We start from the raw sequence: 18,278 nt of genomic DNA on the forward strand, positions 1-18,278 counted from the left end.
GGTTACCCCTGTGGGAGCGAGCCTGCTCGCGAAAGCGCTGTGTCAGGCAATAATGAGCTGTCTGAAGGGACGCTTTCGCGAGCAGGCTCGCTGCCACAGAGGCAGAAGTAGGTTCCGCGGGCAAAAGGCACAAACAAAAACGGAGCGTTCGCACGCTCCGTTTTTCGTTCAGGTCGAGATTACTTGCCGACCTGCTTTTCCTTGATTTCCGCCAGGGTCTTGCAGTCGATGCACAGATCCGCTGTCGGGCGGGCTTCGAGGCGCTTGACGCCGATCTCGATGCCGCAGGACTCGCACCAGCCGTATTCTTCGTCTTCGATCAGTTGCAGGGTCTTGTCGATTTTCTTGATCAGCTTGCGCTCGCGGTCGCGGGCGCGCAGTTCGAGGGAGAACTCTTCTTCCTGGCTGGCACGGTCGGCCGGGTCAGGGAAGTTGGCCGCTTCGTCTTTCATGTGGCCAACCGTGCGGTCGACTTCCTGCATCAAGTCCAGTTTCCACTTGTTCAGAATCTTGGTGAAGTGCGCGCGCATTGGAGCGCCCATGTACTCTTCACCCGCCTTCTGAACGTAAGGTTCGAAGCCGCTGATCGTGTCTTTCTGCTGTTGCTTTGCTTGGGTGGACATGAAATAGACCGCCTCTACTCTTGTAATCCATTGCGCAGGATTGCTCCATCACCGACACCTGCCGGCCCTGCGGCTGCAAGCGGGCGAACTTACCAGATCAAAACAGCCTGCGCTACTCCCGGATGTCGAGCCCCCGGCGGGTGGCGCTTGCAGATATCTGACAAGCCGTGTCTGTGGGAAGGGAGACCTGTTCAATCACTGATTTTAGTCAATCCTGGAGCGTACGTTCAGATCGTTACAGTCCAGCGTTCTTGAGGCTGTGACCTCCACGGGTTCTCGCTCGTTCCGGCAGACAGGTAGAATCGTCTCTTTTTTCCGTCGAAGGCATTCCAATGGGCCCCTACAGTGCGCGCAGTCGTGCGATCGAACCGTTCCATGTGATGGCGCTGCTGGCGCGGGCCAATGAATTGCAGGCCGAAGGCCACGACGTGATCCATCTGGAAATCGGCGAGCCGGACTTCACCACCGCCGAGCCGATCATTCGCGCCGGACAAGCTGCGTTGACGGCGGGCAAGACCCGCTACACCGCCGCCCGTGGCATTCCCGAACTGCGCGAGGCGATCGCCGCTTTCTACCAATCGCGTTACGGCCTGAATATCGACCCACGACGGATTCTGATCACGCCGGGCGGCTCCGGCGCGCTGTTGCTGGCCAGTGCCCTGTTGGTCGATCCGGGTAAACACTGGCTGCTCGCCGACCCGGGCTACCCGTGCAATCGGCATTTCTTGCGGCTGGTCGAAGGCGCGGCGCAATTGGTGCCGGTCGGGCCGGAGGTGCGTTATCAACTGACCCCGGATCTGGTCGAGCGGCATTGGGATCACGACAGTGTCGGCGCCCTTGTCGCTTCGCCGGCCAACCCGACGGGTACTTTGCTGACCCGCGATGAACTGGGCGGATTATCCACAGCGATCAAGGCCAGGCACGGGCACTTGGTGGTGGATGAGATCTACCACGGCCTGACCTACGGCACTGATGCCGCCAGTGTGTTGGAAGTCGATGACAACGCTTTTGTCCTCAACAGTTTCTCCAAGTATTTCGGCATGACCGGTTGGCGCCTGGGCTGGCTGGTCGCGCCGGACGCGGCGGTCAGCGAGCTGGAAAAACTCGCGCAGAACCTCTACATCAGTGCGCCGAGCATGGCGCAATACGCGGCGCTGGCCTGTTTCGAGCCAGCCACCATCGCGATTCTCGAAGAGCGCCGCGCCGAGTTTGCGCGCCGTCGCGACTTCCTCCTGCCGGCGCTGCGTGAACTTGGTTTCAACATCGCCGTTGAGCCGGAAGGTGCGTTTTATCTGTACGCCGATATCAGCCGTTTCGGCGGTGATGCCTTCGCGTTCTGCCGACATTTCCTCGAAACCGAGCACGTTGCCTTTACGCCGGGACTGGATTTCGGTCGTTATCAGGCCAGCCATCACGTGCGCTTCGCTTACACACAAAACCTCGCACGTTTACAGGAAGCGGTTGAGCGCATCGCGCGCGGCTTGAAGAGCTGGCAAGGCTGATGCGCTTTTATCCTGCTTTGGAAGAAGCGCGGCTGATTCGCCGATACAAGCGTTTTCTCGCCGATATCGAGACCGTTAGCGGCGAATTGCTGACCATTCACTGCCCCAACACCGGTTCGATGCTCAATTGCCAGGTCGAGGGCGGGCAGGTCTGGTTCAGTCGCTCCAATGACCCGAAACGCAAATTGCCCGGCACTTGGGAAATTGGCGAAACCCCGCAGGGCCGGCTGTTTTGCGTCAACACCGCACGCGCCAACGGATTGGTCGAAGAAGCATTGCAGGCTGGGGTGATTACCGAGTTGAACGGCTTTACCGCGTTGAAGCGTGAGGTTGCCTACGGACAGGAAAAAAGCCGCATCGACTTCCGCCTCGAATACCCCAGCGGCCCGGCGTATGTCGAAGTCAAAAGCGTCACCCTCGGCTTCGACGGCACGACGGTGGCGGCGTTTCCCGATGCGGTGACCCAGCGCGGCGCCAAACATCTGCGCGAGCTGGCGCATCTGGCGCGCGACGGCATTCGGGCGGTGCAGTTGTACTGCGTGAACCTCACCGGCATCGATGCCGTGCGCCCGGCCGAGGAAATCGATTGGGCTTACGCCGAGGCGCTGCGTGAAGCGGTCGCCTGCGGTGTTGAGGTGTTGGCCTACGGTGTGCGCCTGGACCACAAAGAAATGGTCATCGACCGCCGACTCGACGTGCGGCTAAACGGTTAAACGTCGACCCACACGCCTTGTGTATCTTCCCGGCATTCAATTGCCGTGAGCGACTGCCCGGCGCAGGGGCCGGCGACGCATTCGCCGTCCTCGATCAGAAACAGTGCACCGTGGGTAGCGCACTGGATCAGGCTATTGCTTGGGTCGAGAAACTGGTCGGGCTGCCATTCCAGCCCGACGCCGCGATGCGGGCAGCGATTGAAGTAGACAAACACCTTGCCGCCACGACGCACGGCAAACAGCTTTTTGCCTTCAATTTCGAAACCGCGACTGCCACCTTCGGCCAGATCGCTGCCGGCGCAGAGAAACTTCATGGCTATCCTCAAATGTCCGCTCGTGTCTGGATATGTCCGAGCTTGACGTTCAAATGCAAACAATTATCAAATGGCGGCCTTCTCCCACAGGGAGTCTGGCCGTTGTCGAGGATACTTGGCTCGCTGCGCCGATGCCCGGGAAACCTTGTTCAAGGAAGCTGCGTATGCGCCTGAAAACCCGCGTTGCCGTACTGTGCGTCGGCCTTTTTCTCAGCCATCAGGCGAGCGCAGCGGATTTACCGCAACGCTGGGTCAGCGCCGGCGGTGCGCTGTCGGAATGGGTCAGCGCGTTGGGTGGTGAGTCGAAGCTGGTAGGGGTCGACACCACCAGTCAGCATCCCCAATCGTTGCAGGCGCTGCCGAGTATTGGTTATCAGCGCAGCCTGTCGGCCGAAGGCATCTTGAGCCTGCGCCCGGACATTCTGGTCGGTACCGAAGAAATGGGGCCGCCGCCGGTTCTGGCGCAAGTCAAAGCCGCCAAAGTGAACGTCGAGCTGTTCTCGGCACAGCCTGATCTGCCGACGCTGGAAAAGAATGTCACTCGTTTGGGCCAGTTGCTCGGCGCACAAAGCCAGGCAGCGCAGCTGCTGCAGAGTTATCAACAGCAGCTTCAGGCGCAGAAAGCGCGCGTTGCCCAAGTGCAGACCACGCAGAAAGCTCCGGGCGTGTTGCTGTTGCTTGGGCACGCCGGCGGCAAGCCGTTGATCGCCGGCAAGGACACCGCCGCCGATTGGTTGCTGCAACAGGCTGGCGGGCACAACCTTGCGACGCATACCGGCTACAAACCGTTTTCTGTCGAATCCCTCGCCAGCCTTGATCCCGAAGTGCTGGTGTTTGCCGACCGTGCGCTGACCGGCGAGGCCGCAAAAGCGGCATTGTTCAAGGAAAACCCCATCCTCAATTCCAGCCGGGCGGCGAAGAGCGGGCGGGTGATGGAGCTGGATCCGACGCTGCTGGTTGGCGGCCTCGGGCCACGGTCGCCGGCTGCTTTGCAAACCCTGACTGACGGCTTCTACCCGGCCAAGGGCGGCCAATGACCACACTGGTCAAACCCCGTGGCTTGTTTATCGGCCTGACATTGCTGTGTCTGCTGGCGATCTGGCTGTCGCTGGCATTGGGGCCGGTGAGCCTGCCGTTGTTCGATACCCTGCGCGCGGCGCTGCGTCTGATCGGCGTGCCGTTGGCGCCGGAAGGGCTGGAGCAGGCCGAGCTGATTCTCGGCCAGATCCGCCTGCCGCGAACCTTGCTCGGCTTGGCGGTCGGCGGCGTGCTGGCGCTGTCCGGGGTGGCGATGCAGGGCCTGTTTCGTAATCCGCTGGCGGATCCAGGGCTGGTCGGGGTGTCCAGTGGCGCGGCACTCGGCGCGGCGATTGCGATTGTCGGCGGCTCGTTCTTTGGCGGCCTGCCGGAGTGGTTCGGGCCATATCTGTTGTCGGTGTGTGCGTTTCTTGGCGGACTTGGAGTGACGGCGCTGGTCTACCGGCTGGGCCGGCGCAACGGTCAGACCCATGTGGCGACCATGTTGCTGGCCGGTATCGCGCTGACGGCGCTGGCCAGTTCGGCGGTCGGTCTGTTCACTTATCTGGCCGATGACGCCACGCTGCGCACCCTGACGTTCTGGAACCTGGGCAGCCTCAACGGCGCCAGTTACGCGCGGCTTTGGCCTCTGCTGATCATCACCATCGGCGTGGCGCTGTGGCTGCCGCGTCGGGCCAAGGCATTGAATGCCTTGTTGCTCGGTGAATCCGAGGCCGGTCATCTGGGCATCGATGTCGAACGGCTCAAGCGCGAACTGGTGTTCTGTACAGCGCTGGGTGTCGGCGCGGCGGTGGCGGCGGCGGGCATGATCGGTTTTGTCGGGCTGGTGGTGCCGCATCTGGTGCGCCTGCTGGCCGGCCCCGATCACAAAGTTCTGTTGCCAGCCTCGGTTTTGGCGGGTGCGAGCCTGTTATTGCTCGCCGATCTGGTGGCGCGCCTGGCGCTGGCGCCGGCGGAGTTGCCGATCGGCATTGTCACCGCGTTTATCGGTGCGCCGTTCTTCCTTTATCTGCTGCTGCGAGGGCGTGCCTGATGTTGTCTGCGCACAATCTGCATGTCCGCCGTGGCCGTAAGGCTGTGCTAAGTGGGGTTACGCTCGGGCTCGAACCCGGTCAAGTGCTTGGCGTGCTGGGACCGAACGGCGCCGGCAAGAGCACGTTGCTTGGCGCATTGTGTGGTGAGTTGCCCGCCAGCGACGGCAATGTCTCGCTCGATGGTCAGACTTTGAGCCACTTGAGCGGAACGCAGCGGGCACAACGACTGGCGGTGTTGCCGCAGGTTTCGACGCTGGATTTTGCCTTCGCCGTGGAGGAGGTCGTCGGCATGGGCCGTTTGCCGTACCAGACCGGGCGCGTGCGCGACGACGAGATTGTCGCGGCAGCGCTGGCCGCCGCCGACGCCGGGCACCTGAGTGGGCGCAGTTATCTGGCGTTGTCCGGTGGCGAGCGTCAGCGCGTGCATCTGGCGCGGGTGCTGGCGCAACTCTGGCCGGGTCAGGCCGGGCAAACCCTGTTGCTCGACGAACCGACGTCGATGCTCGATCCGCTGCATCAGCACACCACCTTGCAGGCGGTGCGCGAGTTCGCCGATCGCGGTGCGGCGGTGCTGGTGATCCTGCATGATCTGAATCTGGCGGCACGCTATTGTGATCGTGTGCTGTTGCTGGAGGAGGGAAGCCCGGTTGCGCTGGATACTCCGCAGCAGGTGCTGCGTCCGGATACGCTTAAAGCAGTGTTCGGCCTGGAGGTTTTGGTGCAACCGCACCCGGAGCGTGGGCATCCGCTGATCATCGCCCGCTGAATCATCATCGAGGTGTCGCATGCGTGGATTGTGGTTGTTGGCGCTGGTGTTGCTCGCGGGCTGTCAGCACGTGGCGGCTCCGCCGGTGGGCGCCGATATTCGCGATCTGCGCAGCGGCGAGGTACTTACGGCGCAGCAATTGCTGACGCGTCTGGCTGAGCCTGAGCGTTTGATCATCGGTGAGCAGCACGACAACGCCGATCACCATGCCGCACAGTTGTGGCTGTTGCAGTCGCTCGGCGAGCAGCGAGCGCAAGGCAGTCTGCTGCTGGAAATGCTCACGCCGGATCAACAAGCGAAAGTCGATGCGCTGCGCCAGTCGAAGTCCGTCGCGGCTGATTTGCCTGCGGCATTGGCCTGGCAAGAGGGCTGGGACTGGAACCTTTACGGGCCGATCGTGCGCTTTGCCCTGTCGCAGCCGTATCCGCTGCTGGCGGCCAATCTCGATGACAGCGAAATCCGCGCGTTCTACCGCAATCCACCTGCTCTGAACGGTCCGCGCAGCAATTCGCTGTCGGTTAAAAAAACTTTGCTTGGGCAAATCAGTGAATCCCACTGCGGCTTGCTGCCCGAATCACAGATGCCAGCAATGCTGGCGATTCAGCAACAGCGTGATCGACGCATGGCCGAACGCATGCTGGCGGCGCCGATGCCTTCGATTCTGCTGGCCGGTGCCTGGCATGCGCGCAAGGACGTCGGCGTGCCGCTGCATCTGTCGGATCTCGGCGCTGGCAAGGCGCCGATCGTATTGATGCTGGCCGAGCAGGGCGCTGCGGTATCGGCGGCGATGGCCGATTACGTCTGGTACACGCCTGCCACGCCGAAGCCGGATTACTGCGAGCAGATGCGCCAGCAATTCGCTAAATGACTTTTCCACAGGCAAAAAAAGACCCGGTAAAAAACCGGGTCAAATAACCGTGATTAGCCTGATGAGGAGATAATCTGAGAGTCCGAACCAAGGGCTTTTCAGAATATCGACTGATCTCGCGACCAGTTGTGATAATCATAGCGATTCTCATTACCGCGTCAACCGCTGATTTTGCAAATCTGTAATTTAGTTTTGCGAGCGGTGGTGAGGCCCTGTGAATAAAGGGCTTTGCGCTAGGTGCGCTGCGTCGTCAACTGCGTGATCTGGCGATTCAACTGGCCGATGCGTCGAGCCATCCCCTCAATCAGGCTGTGCGCGATCTTCGGATTGCTGCGAGTCATGCTCAAAAACTGATCACCAGGAATCAACATCACCGTGCTCGGCTCGGACGTCACTACCGTGGCGTTGCGCGGCTCGCCGGTAAACAACGCCATGGCGCCGAAAATCTCGTCCTTGGCCACGTCGCCTACCTTGTGCCCGTCGAGGAACGCCTCGGCATGCCCGTCAATAATCACAAAGACATGATCCGCTGCATCGCCCTGTTGAATCAGCACGGCGCCCGCCTCAACGCGTTTGAAGCCGTTGGTGCTACGAAACTCCCGAGGTTTCAGCTCGGCCACGGCATGGGCGAGCAGCGCCATTTGCCCGAGCAGATAGCTCAGCAACTGCTCCGATCGATCAGGGTCGGCATACAGATGCTGCAAAACCTCAGCGCGCCCATAGGGCACCAGGCGCACAGCGCTGTCGCTGCAAATGCGACAGTCGCTCCATTGCTCGCCACGTTGCAGGCCGAGCAGATCACCTTCCTGCCAGTAGAACAGCGCACGGCCCGCGATGCAGCCATGCACCACGCCCTCGCTCAGCAGAAACAACTGATCTTCCGGCAACTGTGCAAACAGATCGTCCGTTGCCTCCAGCTCGATGACCGGCGCGCACGGCGACAAATCCAGCAGCCACTGCCCAGGAATACTCTGCAAGCGATTGATCAATGCGTCGGCGTGGGCCGATTGTTCCCCCAGTAAATACATGGCGTCAGCGCCTGTTCAGTTCTTGTGGCGCGCGGAAATGGCTTCGAGCTGTTTGTTCAAGGCGTCCTTGCGCTCGGCGGGGATGTCGTTCCAGTGCACGTCCATCAACGCGCCTTCGATCGCATACAACAACACCTTCGATGCGCGAAACCCCCGAGTACGCACGGCCCGGTAGGCATCCACTGCACCGAGGCGACGCAAGTCCGAGGCGCTGTGGATGCCCACGGCATGCAGCCATTGCGCCGATGTCTTGCCAAGATTTTTCAGGTGTTGCAGTTCATCATTCATCAAGCCTCCTTGCGACGGCCGAATGGTGCGTGGGCGAGCTTCTCAGCAGTGTAGCCATCAGTAGGAAAAGCGTGGTTGTTTGGTCGGAATCGACGCAAAAGCTTCTAAGAAAGGGGAGTGAAAGACCTGGGAGCGCAGAGGGAAGCGAGTTAGGCAGTTAATAATGTACAAGCGAGCCTGCTCGCGAAGAGGGCGTATCAGACACAATCGATATCAGCTGACACTACGCCTTCGCGAGCAGGCTCGCTCCCACAGGGGAAAGGCGTGGTGTCAGGAAGATTTCCAGGTTTCAGCGGGTGCGATAGCGCAGCCGCGTGCCGAAATTCATCGACATCAGAATCTCGTCAGCACTCAGCTCCGGCGGAAAGTACGCCCCGGAAATCTGCGCATGGGCCAGGCTGGCGCCTTCGAGCGAAGCCTTGCGGAAGTCGATGCCGCGCAAATCGGCGGAGCGGAAGTACGCATCGCGGAAATCCACGCCGTCGGCGTTCAGCTCGCGCAGGTCGAGGCCCCGGAAATCGCCGCCGACCATGTCGATCGGACCATCCAGTGGGCGTTCCTTGTTGAAGCCTGCGACGTCATCTTTGTGCAGCAGGGCGTAAAGCGGAGTGTCGAGCAGTTTAGGCTGGCTCATGTCAGATCACCTGTTGGTTTTATGACGCCAGTATAGTGCCACTATTTGCCGGCCGTGAAGCGAGCGAGGGCTTCACGGCCGAAATAGTTTTTTACAGACCCGGCAGGCGCTGACGGATCTGCGCGACCACGGTGTCCAGCGTGCCGGATTCATTGGTCTGCACGCGTTTGCTGCGCAGGATTTCTTCCGCCGTCAGCGCTTCGCGGTTGGCCTGCTGCGCTTCGATCACGGCGAGGGTGGCGTCGGACGGATCCTTCTGGTCGGCCTGGCGCATCGCCAGCCAGCTCTCGATCACGGCTTGCGGTGCGTTGCAGTCGAGGATCAGGAACGGCGTGCCGGTGGCTTCGGCAATCTTCGCCGCGTTGTCGCGCTGCTCACGCTTGAGGTAAGTCGCGTCGATCACTACCGGGAAGCCGGCGTGCAGGATCACCTCGGCGATTTCATGCAGGCGCGCGTAGGTCGCGGTGCTGGCATCGGCGCTGTAAATGCCCGCCTGCACATCGTTGGCAACGGTCTGCTCACCGAACAGGCGCTTGCGCTCGACATCGGAACGCAGGCGAATCGCGCCCAGCGCTTCGACCAGGCGCATGGCCACATGGCTCTTGCCGACAGCGGAAACACCGTGGGTAATGGCCATGAAGCGCGAAGGAATGGTGCTGTAGCTTTCCGCCAGGTTGGCGTAGTTGCGGTACTGGCGCAGGGTGGTGGCGCGCTGCACCGCAGTCGCGTCGGCCGGCATGCTGAACAATGCCACCTTGGCCCGCACCAGCGCGCGGTAGGCTTTATAGAAGTTCAGCACTTCCAGGCCCTGATAGTCGCCAGTCAGTTCCAGATACTGGCTGACGAGGCGACGTGCCAGTGACTTCAGGCCACGGTCTTCCAGGTCCATGGCGAGGAAACCGGTGTCGGCCCAGACATCAGTGAAACGGAATGGCTCGTTGAACTCGATGCAGTCGAAGATCACCACATTGCCGTCGATGACCGTGGCGTTGCCCAAATGGATGTCGCCGTGGCATTCACGGGTGAAACCTTGTGACTTGCGCTGGGCGAACAGGGGCTTGAGGCGCTCGAAGCTGCTTTCGGCCCAGGCTTTCAGGGCATCGAGTTGCAGCAAATCGTTTTTGTCGCTGAGGAACGGCAGGATCTGCTCGAAGTTTTGCGCGACCGGCGCCATCACGCTGTCCGGCGTGCCGGCGTCGTGTTCGGCCGGGACCTTCGGCGCGTTGAGGTGGAAATGGGCGATCTGTTCGGCCAACGCATCGATGTGCTGAGTGGTCAGTTCGCCATTGGCTTGCAGGGTGCTGAGCAGCCCGCTCTGGGGGAACTGGCGCATTTTCAGCACGTATTCGATAGCCGGGCCGTCGCCGCCCAATTGCGGTGCCTCGACGCTGCCGGTGATTGGCAACACGTCCAGATACAAATCAGCGGTCAGACGCTGGTTCAGACGCAGCTCTTCAGCGCAGAAATGCGCACGTGCGTCGAGGCTGGTGAAGTCGAGGAAGCCGAAATTCACCGGCTTCTTCACTTTATAGGCAAAGGGCCCGGTGAGAATCACCCACGAGATGTGGGTTTCGATGACCTGAAACCCTTCGACGGGATGCGGGTAGAGGGCCGGGTTTTGCAGGGCAGCGATCAGGGACTGGCTCACGGGCGATCCTTCAGAGGCGGGGGAATTCGAGGCGGCCATTATGGCTGCTTGCCCGCCTGACGCAAACCTCTGCGCGTGCCTGTTGAGGATCGATAAAGTGCGTATAATCCGCCGCCATGACTCGATCCCGATCCCCCCGTACCAAGAAAAAACCACCAGCCAAGGGCCTCAGCCCATGGTTGAGCTGGGCCATTAAACTCAGCCTGGTCGGCCTTGTAGTGCTGGCCGGCTTCGCCGTTTACCTCGATGCCGTGGTGCAGGAGAAGTTCTCCGGCAAGCGCTGGACCATTCCGGCCAAGGTGTACGCGCGCCCGCTCGAGCTGTTCGTCGGACAGAAGCTCAGCAAGGACGATTTCCTCACCGAACTCGATGCCCTCGGCTATCGCCGCGAAGCCGTGAGCAATGGCCCCGGCGCCGCAGCCGTCAGCGGCAATACGGTTGACCTGAACACCCGTGGCTTCCAGTTCTATGAAGGTCTGGAAAAGCCGCAGCCAGTGCGTGTGCGCTTCTCCGGCGACTACGTCGCCGAACTGTCCTCGACCAACGGTTCGAAACTGTCGGTGGTGCGCCTCGAGCCGCTGATGATCGGCGGCATTTACCCGAAAAATCTTGAAGACCGCATCCTGATCAAACTCGATCAGGTGCCGCCGTACCTGCTCGAAACCTTGATCGCTGTGGAAGACCGCGACTTCTACAGCCACTGGGGCGTGTCGCCGAAATCGATCGCCCGCGCCGTGTGGATCAACACCTCCGGCGGCAAGATGACCCAGGGCGGCAGTACGCTGACCCAGCAGTTGGTGAAAAACTTCTACCTGACTAGCGAACGCAGCCTGACCCGCAAGCTCACCGAAGCGATGATGGCGTTGCTGCTCGAACTGCATTACGACAAGAAGGAAATTCTTGAGGCCTACCTCAACGAAGTCTTTGTCGGCCAGGACGGTCAGCGCGCGGTGCACGGTTTCGGTCTGGCCAGCCAGTTCTTCTTCGGCCAGCCTTTGTCCGAACTGAAACTGCATCAAGTGGCGTTGCTGGTCGGCATGGTCAAGGGGCCGTCCTACTACAACCCGCGTCGCAACCCGGAGCGCGCGCTGGAGCGGCGCAATCTGGTCCTCGACGTGCTGGCGCAGCAAGGCGTGGCAACCCCCGAACAGGTCGAAGCGGCGAAGAAAATGCCGCTCGGTGTGACGACTCGCGGCAAGCTCGCCGACAGCTCGTTCCCGGGCTTTATCGACCTGGTCAAACGTCAGTTGCGCGAAGACTACCGCGACGAAGACTTGACCGAAGAAGGTCTGCGCATCTTCACCAGTTTCGACCCGATTCTGCAGATGAAAGCCGAAGCCTCGGTCAACGACACGTTCAAGCGTCTGGCCGGGCGCAAGGGCTCGGATGACGTCGAAGCGGCGATGGTCGTGACCAACCCGGAAACCGGTGAAGTCCAGGCGATGATCGGCAGCCGTCAGGCCAGTTACGCCGGTTTCAACCGCGCACTCGATGCGGTACGCCCGATCGGCTCGCTGATCAAACCGGCGGTGTATCTGACCGCGCTTGAGAAACCGAGCCAGTACACGCTGACCAGTTGGCTGTCGGACGATCCGCTGTCGGTCAAAGGCGCCAACGGTCAGGTGTGGAAGCCGCAGAACTACGATCGCCGCTCCCACGGTACGGTGTTCCTCTATCAGGGCCTGGCGCATTCCTACAACCTGTCGACCTCGCGTCTGGGCCTGGAAGTCGGCGTGCCGAATGTGCTCAAGACCGTGGGTCGCCTCGGCGTTACTCGTGAATTCCCGGCGTTCCCGTCGATGCTGCTCGGTGCTGGCGGTATGACGCCGATCGAAGTGGCGACCATGTACCAGACGCTGGCCAACGGTGGTTTCAATACGCCGATGCGCGGCATTCGCAGCGTGCTGACCGCCGAGGGCGAGCCGCTCAAGCGTTATCCGTTCCAGATCGAGCAGCGTTTCGACCCGGCCTCGATTTACCTGATCCAGAACGCCATGCAGCGGGTGATGCGTGAAGGTACCGGCAGTTCGGTTTATAACGTGCTGCCCAAGACCCTGACCCTGGCGGGCAAGACCGGTACCAGTAACGATTCGCGCGACAGCTGGTTTGCCGGTTTCAGTCAGGATCTGCTGGCGGTGGTCTGGCTCGGCCGCGACGACAACGGCAAGACGCCGTTCACCGGGGCCACCGGTGCGCTGCAGGTCTGGACCAGTTTCATGCGCAAGGCCGATCCGCTGCCGCTGGACATGCCGCAGCCGGACAACGTCGTGCAGGCCTGGGTCGATTCGCGCACCGGCCAGGGTTCGGATGCCAACTGCCCCGGCGCGGTACAGATGCCGTATATTCGCGGCAGCGAGCCGCCACCCGGCGCCGCGTGTGCAAGCGAAACACCTGCCTCGCCGGAATCGGTGATGGACTGGGTCAAGGGCTGGATGAATTAAGCAAAGAGGGTTTCAAGTGAAAAAGTGGTTGATTCCAGCGGTGACCGCCGTGGCTTTGCTCAGCGGCTGCTCCACCGTACAGCGTGGTTCGATTCCCGTGGTGGATTCGGGCACGGCCGTGTCCAACAGCGAACGCATCGGCGCCAATGGCGGTTTCCGCCAGACCACCGTCAAGCGCCCGGTGCAGGGCCAGACTCAGGCGATTCCGCAAGGGGATACCGGCGTGGTGGTGATGGTGCCGGGCGGCGGTGCGGCGGTGTCGACACCGATCAGCTCTTCACCGATCGTCCCGGGTCCGGCATCCGGCGGTATCACGTCGGGGCCGTATAACCCATCGGCGGTTGAGTCGGCGCCGATCAACTCCGGCAGCTACAGCATGCCGTCGACGCCAAGTGGCATTCCTTCGGCCAGCAGCGGTGGTGGACTGTCGGCGGATGAGCAACTGGACGGTCCGGTCCTCGCCTTGCTGACCACCGCGCAACAGCAACAGGCCGGCGGCGACCTCAACGGCGCTTCTTCCAGCCTGGAGCGCGCGCAACGTGTCGCCCCCCGTGAGCCACAAGTGCTTTACCGTTTGGCGCAAGTACGTATGGCCCAAGGCGATGCGCCGCAAGCCGAGCAATTTGCCCGTCGTGCGCTGACCATGGCCAACGGTCGTCCGGATCTGCAAGCCAGCCTGTGGGAAATCATCGCTCAGTCTCGTGAGAAACAAGGCGATTCCGCCGGCGCCGCACTGGCCCGTCAGAAGGCCAAGGTTTCCCTGTGATGGATGTGCGCTTCCCGAAAATCGCCGATCAGCTGTTGCTGATCGAACGCGAGCTGCGCACCCAGGGTTGGTGGGATGAAGTTCAGCCGTCCGCCGAAGCGCTGAGCAGTGTCGAGCCGTTTTCGGTCGACACGCTGGACTTCGAGCAATGGCTGCAATGGATCTTCCTGCCGCGCATGAAGATGATCCTTGAGCAGGATCTGCCGCTGCCGAATGCCTCGGGCATTCAGGAAATGGCGGAAATGGTCTTCGCCCAGCGCAACCTTGGCGGCAAGGATCGGCAGTTGCAGGTGCTGCTCAAAGAGTTCGACCTGCTGATCACTGCGTCCCGCTGAACTAAACTGGAAACTGCCAGGCCTACTGGCAGTTCTCGGCAATCTGCTTCTTCGCTTCGACGATGCGTTCCTGACGCTGTGTATCGTCGAGCCTGCGCAAATCCCCCTCAACCTCCTCACGCAAGCGCGGATTGTTCTGCAGTTGCGCCAGGTTCCTGCGTGCCTGCTCGCAAAATGCCTTGAGCTGCGCCTGCTGCTCGGCGACCTGTTTCTTCACCTTGGCATCAATGGCTTTCTGATCGCCAAGTACGCCGCCGCCCGGCATCGGCGCAGCTTTCGGCGCGGGTGAGGAGGGTGTCTGTACGGTCGTCGCCGGTTGGCCCTGCGGAGGCTGCGCATCGAAATGCGTGACGCCTTGGGCATCGACCCATTTGTAGATTTGAGCGGCCGAGCACCATGGGCTGAGGCCGATCAGCAGAGTGAGGAGGAGCGTTCGCATGCTGATTCCTTGGCAAAAATGCGCAATTGACGCTAACAGAGTAGCGCTTTTCAGGTTTTTTCTTGCGTTCTCATGTGCTTACCCACAATTAACCACACAGACGACTTGACTTGCAGAGGGCGAAACAGAAGAATCCAAAGTCCGCTGTAGAGGGACTGCCAGAAGCAGACCCACTCGGTAGATCATGAGGCGCACATCCGCGCCGACCTGTTACACCCGCAACGCGTTACCTCGCGCTGGGTGGGAAAGGCCCGCAACACTTGGGACGATCCCAATACTTGCTCAGTCAGTGCTGACGTAGTCGGCGACCACCGTCGCTCATGCTCTGCCGAGAAGTAAACCTATTAAGACCCGCCCCTTTTTTGTGGACGGTATTCTGGCGTTTTAGAGGTGAACAACGTGGAGCTTTTATCTGGCGGTGAGATGCTCGTCCGCTTTTTGCGTGACGAAGGCGTCAAATATATCTACGGGTACCCGGGTGGTGCTCTCCTGCATGTTTACGATGCCCTGTTCAAAGAACCGGAAGTGACCCACATCCTGGTTCGTCACGAACAAGCGGCGACCCATATGGCTGACGGCTACGCCCGTGCCACCGGTAAAGCCGGCGTGGTATTGGTGACTTCCGGTCCAGGCGCCACAAACGCCATCACCGGTATCGCCACCGCCTACATGGACTCGATTCCGATGGTGATCATTTCCGGTCAGGTGCCAAGCACCATGGTCGGCACCGACGCGTTCCAGGAAACCGACATGATCGGTATCTCCCGGCCGATCGTGAAGCACAGCTTCATGATCAAGCACGCTTCGGAAATCCCGGAAGTCATGAAGAAGGCCTTCTACCTGGCGCAATCCGGTCGTCCGGGCCCGGTCGTGGTCGACATCCCGAAAGACATGACCAACCCGGCCGAAAAGTTCGAATACGTTTTTCCGAAAAAAGCCAAGCTGCGCTCCTACAGCCCGGCCGTTCGCGGTCACTCCGGGCAGATCCGCAAAGCAGCAGAAATGTTGTTGGCGGCCAAGCGCCCGGTGCTGTACTCCGGCGGCGGCGTGATTCTCGGCAATGGCTCCGCGCAACTGACCGAACTGGCAAAAATGCTCAACCTGCCGGTGACCAACACCTTGATGGGTCTGGGCGCATTCCCTGGCACTGACCGTCAGTTCATCGGCATGCTGGGTATGCACGGCAGCTACACCGCGAACCTGGCGATGCACCACGCCGACGTGATCCTCGCAGTGGGCGCACGCTTCGACGATCGGGTGATCAACGGCCCGGCGAAATTCTGCCCGAACGCCAAGATCATCCACATCGACATCGACCCGGCGTCGATTTCCAAGACCATCAAGGCCGACGTGCCAATCGTGGGTCCGGTCGAGAGCGTCCTGACCGAAATGGTCGCGATTCTCAAGGAAATCGGCGAGACCCCGAACAAGGAGTCCGTAGCCAGTTGGTGGAAGCAGGTCGATGAATGGCGCGGTGATCGCGGCCTGTTCCCTTATGAAAAGGGCGACGGCAGCAAGATCAAGCCGCAGACCGTGATCGAAACCCTCTGCGAAGTGACCAAGGGCGACGCCTTTGTGACCTCCGACGTCGGTCAGCACCAGATGTTTGCCGCGCAGTACTACACGTTCAACAAGCCGAACCGCTGGATCAACTCCGGTGGTCTGGGCACGATGGGCTTCGGTCTGCCAGCCGCGATGGGCATCAAACTGAGCTTCCCGGACGATGACGTTGCCTGCGTCACCGGCGAAGGCAGTATCCAGATGAATATCCAGGAGCTGTCGACCTGCCTGCAATACGGCTTGCCGGTGAAGATCGTCATCCTCAACAACGGTGTGCTGGGCATGGTTCGCCAGTGGCAGGACATGAGTTACGGCAGCCGTCACTCGCACTCCTACATGGAATCGCTGCCCGACTTCATCAAGCTGGCTGAAGCCTACGGCCACGTTGGCGTACGCATCACCGAATCGAAAGATTTGAAGTCGAAGATGGCCGAAGCGTTTGCCATGAAGGATCGCCTGGTGATCATCGACGTTGCGGTCGACACCAGCGAGCACGTCTACCCGATGCAGATCAAAGACGGCTCCATGCGCGATATGTGGCTCAGCAAGACGGAGCGTACTTAATCATGCGGCACATTATTTCCCTGCTTCTGGAAAACGAACCCGGTGCTCTGTCTCGCGTAGTCGGCCTGTTCTCGCAGCGCAACTACAACATCGAAAGCCTGACCGTGGCCCCGACCGAAGACCCGACCCTGTCGCGTCTGACGCTGACCACCGTGGGCCACGATGAAGTGATCGAGCAGATCACCAAAAACCTGAACAAGCTGATCGAAGTGGTCAAGCTGGTGGACCTGTCGGAAAGCGCTCACATCGAGCGTGAACTGATGCTGGTCAAGGTCAAGGCCACTGGCGCCCAGCGCGCCGAGATCAAACGCACCACCGATATCTACCGTGGGCAGATCGTGGATGTCAGCGCCAGCGTGTATACCGTTCAATTGACCGGTACCAGCGACAAGCTCGACAGCTTCATTCAGTCCATCGGCACCGCATCGATTCTGGAAACCGTCCGTAGCGGCGTGACCGGCATTGCTCGCGGCGACAAAGTACTCAGCATCTAAACCAAATTAGCGCATGGCCTGAACGGCCGGATATAAGGGGAAATTCATGAAAGTTTTCTACGATAAAGACTGCGACCTGTCGATCATCCAGGGCAAGAAAGTTGCCATCATCGGTTACGGCTCCCAGGGCCACGCTCAAGCGTGCAACCTGAAAGACTCCGGTGTCGACGTTACCGTCGGTCTGCGTAAAGGTTCGGCCACCGTTGCCAAAGCCGAAGCTCACGGCCTGAAAGTGACCGACGTGGCTTCCGCTGTTGCCGCTGCCGACCTGGTCATGATCCTGACCCCGGACGAGTTCCAGTCCTCGCTGTACAAGAACGAAATCGAGCCGAACATCAAGAAAGGCGCCACTCTGGCCTTCTCCCACGGCTTCGCGATTCACTACAACCAGGTTGTTCCGCGTGCCGACCTCGACGTGATCATGATCGCGCCGAAAGCTCCGGGCCACACCGTGCGTTCCGAGTTCGTCAAAGGCGGCGGTATCCCTGACCTGATCGCGATCTACCAGGACGCCTCGGGCAACGCCAAGAACGTCGCACTGTCCTACGCTGCTGGCGTCGGTGGCGGTCGTACCGGCATCATCGAAACCACCTTCAAGGACGAGACCGAAACCGACCTGTTCGGCGAACAAGCCGTTCTGTGTGGCGGTACCGTTGAACTGGTGAAAGCCGGTTTCGAAACTCTGGTTGAAGCTGGCTACGCGCCGGAAATGGCCTACTTCGAGTGCCTGCACGAACTGAAGCTGATCGTTGACCTCATGTACGAAGGCGGTATCGCCAACATGAACTACTCGATCTCCAACAACGCCGAGTACGGTGAGTACGTGACTGGCCCGGAAGTGATCAACGCCGAATCCCGTCAGGCCATGCGCAACGCCCTGAAACGTATTCAGGACGGCGAATACGCCAAAATGTTCATCAGCGAAGGCGCAACCGGCTACCCTTCGATGACCGCCAAGCGTCGTAACAACGCCGCTCACGGTATCGAAGTCATCGGCGAGCAACTGCGCTCCATGATGCCGTGGATCGGTGCCAACAAGATCGTCGACAAAGCCAAGAACTGAGTCGTCGTCCCTTGTACGAAAAACGCGGCCTAGCAGACTGTGTGAAAACCTAGCAATCTGCGCAGCGCTCAAAGAAAATGCTCCGTATCGAAAGATACGGAGCATTTTTCGTTATGGCCTACATCCAGGGACAGTCCCGCAGCCAGACCAGCCTGTTTCC

At 60.6% G+C, this 18,278-nt stretch carries 19 protein-coding genes; 12 read left to right on the plus strand and 7 right to left on the minus strand.

Annotated elements, in window-relative coordinates:
- Positions 1 to 179: 179 nt before the first annotated feature.
- Entirely contained in the window at positions 180 to 623 is a 444-nt protein-coding gene (gene dksA, locus QMX86_RS22195) for an RNA polymerase-binding protein DksA (protein ID WP_073475455.1), read from the minus strand.
- Positions 624 to 955: 332 nt separating this feature from the next.
- On the opposite strand from dksA, the gene QMX86_RS22200 reads away from it, so the two are divergent.
- Positions 956 to 2,125 (plus strand): pyridoxal phosphate-dependent aminotransferase, encoded by a 1,170-nt coding sequence (locus QMX86_RS22200; RefSeq protein WP_282385692.1) that lies wholly within the window; start codon positions 956 to 958, stop codon positions 2,123 to 2,125.
- A complete protein-coding gene (sfsA, locus tag QMX86_RS22205) occupies positions 2,125 to 2,838 on the plus strand; it encodes a DNA/RNA nuclease SfsA (RefSeq protein WP_282385690.1) in 714 nt (237 codons plus the stop codon). The genes QMX86_RS22200 and sfsA overlap by 1 nt, the downstream gene beginning before the upstream one ends.
- Here the strand turns inward: sfsA and QMX86_RS22210 are convergent.
- A complete protein-coding gene (locus tag QMX86_RS22210; protein WP_071173618.1) occupies positions 2,835 to 3,152 on the minus strand; it encodes a Rieske (2Fe-2S) protein in 318 nt (105 codons plus the stop codon). The genes sfsA and QMX86_RS22210 overlap by 4 nt on opposite strands.
- Positions 3,153 to 3,316: 164 nt before the next feature.
- Between QMX86_RS22210 and QMX86_RS22215 the strand changes: the two genes are divergently transcribed.
- From QMX86_RS22215 to QMX86_RS22230, 4 genes are read left to right on the plus strand one after another with little or no spacing between them, the layout of a single operon-like run.
- Positions 3,317 to 4,189: an ABC transporter substrate-binding protein gene (locus QMX86_RS22215; RefSeq protein ID WP_282385688.1), complete on the plus strand. Its 873-nt coding sequence runs from the start codon at positions 3,317 to 3,319 to the stop codon at positions 4,187 to 4,189.
- Positions 4,190 to 4,239: 50 nt separating this feature from the next.
- Positions 4,240 to 5,223 (plus strand): iron ABC transporter permease, encoded by a 984-nt coding sequence (locus tag QMX86_RS22220; RefSeq protein WP_163032956.1) that lies wholly within the window; start codon positions 4,240 to 4,242, stop codon positions 5,221 to 5,223.
- Positions 5,223 to 5,990 (plus strand): heme ABC transporter ATP-binding protein, encoded by a 768-nt coding sequence (locus tag QMX86_RS22225; RefSeq protein WP_071173615.1) that lies wholly within the window; start codon positions 5,223 to 5,225, stop codon positions 5,988 to 5,990. Before QMX86_RS22220 ends, QMX86_RS22225 begins: the two co-directional genes overlap by 1 nt.
- A 19-nt stretch (positions 5,991 to 6,009) precedes the next feature.
- Positions 6,010 to 6,858 carry a ChaN family lipoprotein gene (locus tag QMX86_RS22230; protein ID WP_071173614.1) on the plus strand — a complete coding sequence of 283 codons (849 nt, stop codon included), beginning with the start codon at positions 6,010 to 6,012 and terminating at the stop codon, positions 6,856 to 6,858.
- A 233-nt stretch (positions 6,859 to 7,091) separates the two neighbouring features.
- On the opposite strand, the gene QMX86_RS22235 is transcribed toward QMX86_RS22230, so the two are convergent.
- From QMX86_RS22235 to QMX86_RS22250, 4 genes are all read right to left on the minus strand, one after another.
- Positions 7,092 to 7,886 carry a Crp/Fnr family transcriptional regulator gene (locus tag QMX86_RS22235; protein WP_071173613.1) on the minus strand — a complete coding sequence of 265 codons (795 nt, stop codon included), beginning with the start codon at positions 7,884 to 7,886 and terminating at the stop codon, positions 7,092 to 7,094.
- Between the two features lie 15 nt (positions 7,887 to 7,901).
- Positions 7,902 to 8,174 carry a TfoX/Sxy family protein gene (locus QMX86_RS22240; protein ID WP_016773175.1) on the minus strand — a complete coding sequence of 91 codons (273 nt, stop codon included), beginning with the start codon at positions 8,172 to 8,174 and terminating at the stop codon, positions 7,902 to 7,904.
- A 289-nt stretch (positions 8,175 to 8,463) separates the two neighbouring features.
- Positions 8,464 to 8,808 (minus strand): pentapeptide repeat-containing protein, encoded by a 345-nt coding sequence (locus QMX86_RS22245; RefSeq protein ID WP_073475441.1) that lies wholly within the window; start codon positions 8,806 to 8,808, stop codon positions 8,464 to 8,466.
- A 91-nt stretch (positions 8,809 to 8,899) separates the two neighbouring features.
- Complete coding sequence (locus QMX86_RS22250) at positions 8,900 to 10,456, minus strand: bifunctional aminoglycoside phosphotransferase/ATP-binding protein (RefSeq protein ID WP_282385678.1); 1,557 nt, start codon at positions 10,454 to 10,456, stop codon at positions 8,900 to 8,902.
- A 116-nt stretch (positions 10,457 to 10,572) separates the two neighbouring features.
- Here QMX86_RS22250 and mrcB point away from each other — a divergent pair, with 116 nt between their 5' ends.
- From mrcB to QMX86_RS22265, 3 genes are read left to right on the plus strand one after another with little or no spacing between them, the layout of a single operon-like run.
- Positions 10,573 to 12,897, plus strand: coding sequence for a penicillin-binding protein 1B (gene mrcB, locus QMX86_RS22255; RefSeq protein WP_056790389.1), 2,325 nt, complete (start codon positions 10,573 to 10,575; stop codon positions 12,895 to 12,897).
- A 16-nt stretch (positions 12,898 to 12,913) separates the two neighbouring features.
- On the plus strand, positions 12,914 to 13,663 hold the full coding sequence (locus QMX86_RS22260; RefSeq protein WP_282385674.1) for a hypothetical protein: 750 nt from the start codon (positions 12,914 to 12,916) through the stop codon (positions 13,661 to 13,663).
- Positions 13,663 to 13,998: a YqcC family protein gene (locus tag QMX86_RS22265; protein ID WP_073475432.1), complete on the plus strand. Its 336-nt coding sequence runs from the start codon at positions 13,663 to 13,665 to the stop codon at positions 13,996 to 13,998. The genes QMX86_RS22260 and QMX86_RS22265 overlap by 1 nt, the downstream gene beginning before the upstream one ends.
- Positions 13,999 to 14,020: 22 nt before the next feature.
- On the opposite strand, the gene QMX86_RS22270 is transcribed toward QMX86_RS22265, so the two are convergent.
- Positions 14,021 to 14,437 carry a DUF4124 domain-containing protein gene (locus tag QMX86_RS22270; RefSeq protein ID WP_273529014.1) on the minus strand — a complete coding sequence of 139 codons (417 nt, stop codon included), beginning with the start codon at positions 14,435 to 14,437 and terminating at the stop codon, positions 14,021 to 14,023.
- Between the two features lie 399 nt (positions 14,438 to 14,836).
- Between QMX86_RS22270 and QMX86_RS22275 the strand changes: the two genes are divergently transcribed.
- The 3 genes from QMX86_RS22275 to ilvC are packed head-to-tail and all read left to right on the plus strand — an operon-like array spanning position 14,837 to position 18,118.
- A complete protein-coding gene (locus tag QMX86_RS22275) occupies positions 14,837 to 16,561 on the plus strand; it encodes an acetolactate synthase 3 large subunit (protein WP_039761986.1) in 1,725 nt (574 codons plus the stop codon).
- Positions 16,562 to 16,563: 2 nt separating this feature from the next.
- Positions 16,564 to 17,055, plus strand: coding sequence for an acetolactate synthase small subunit (gene ilvN / locus QMX86_RS22280; RefSeq protein WP_003176102.1), 492 nt, complete (start codon positions 16,564 to 16,566; stop codon positions 17,053 to 17,055).
- 46 nt (positions 17,056 to 17,101) lie between these two features.
- On the plus strand, positions 17,102 to 18,118 hold the full coding sequence (gene ilvC / locus QMX86_RS22285) for a ketol-acid reductoisomerase (RefSeq protein WP_007909969.1): 1,017 nt from the start codon (positions 17,102 to 17,104) through the stop codon (positions 18,116 to 18,118).
- The last annotated feature ends 160 nt before the right edge of the window (positions 18,119 to 18,278 follow it).

Source organism: Pseudomonas sp. PS01270, assembly GCF_029959775.1.
GTDB classification, from domain to species: domain Bacteria; phylum Pseudomonadota; class Gammaproteobacteria; order Pseudomonadales; family Pseudomonadaceae; genus Aquipseudomonas; species Aquipseudomonas atacamensis.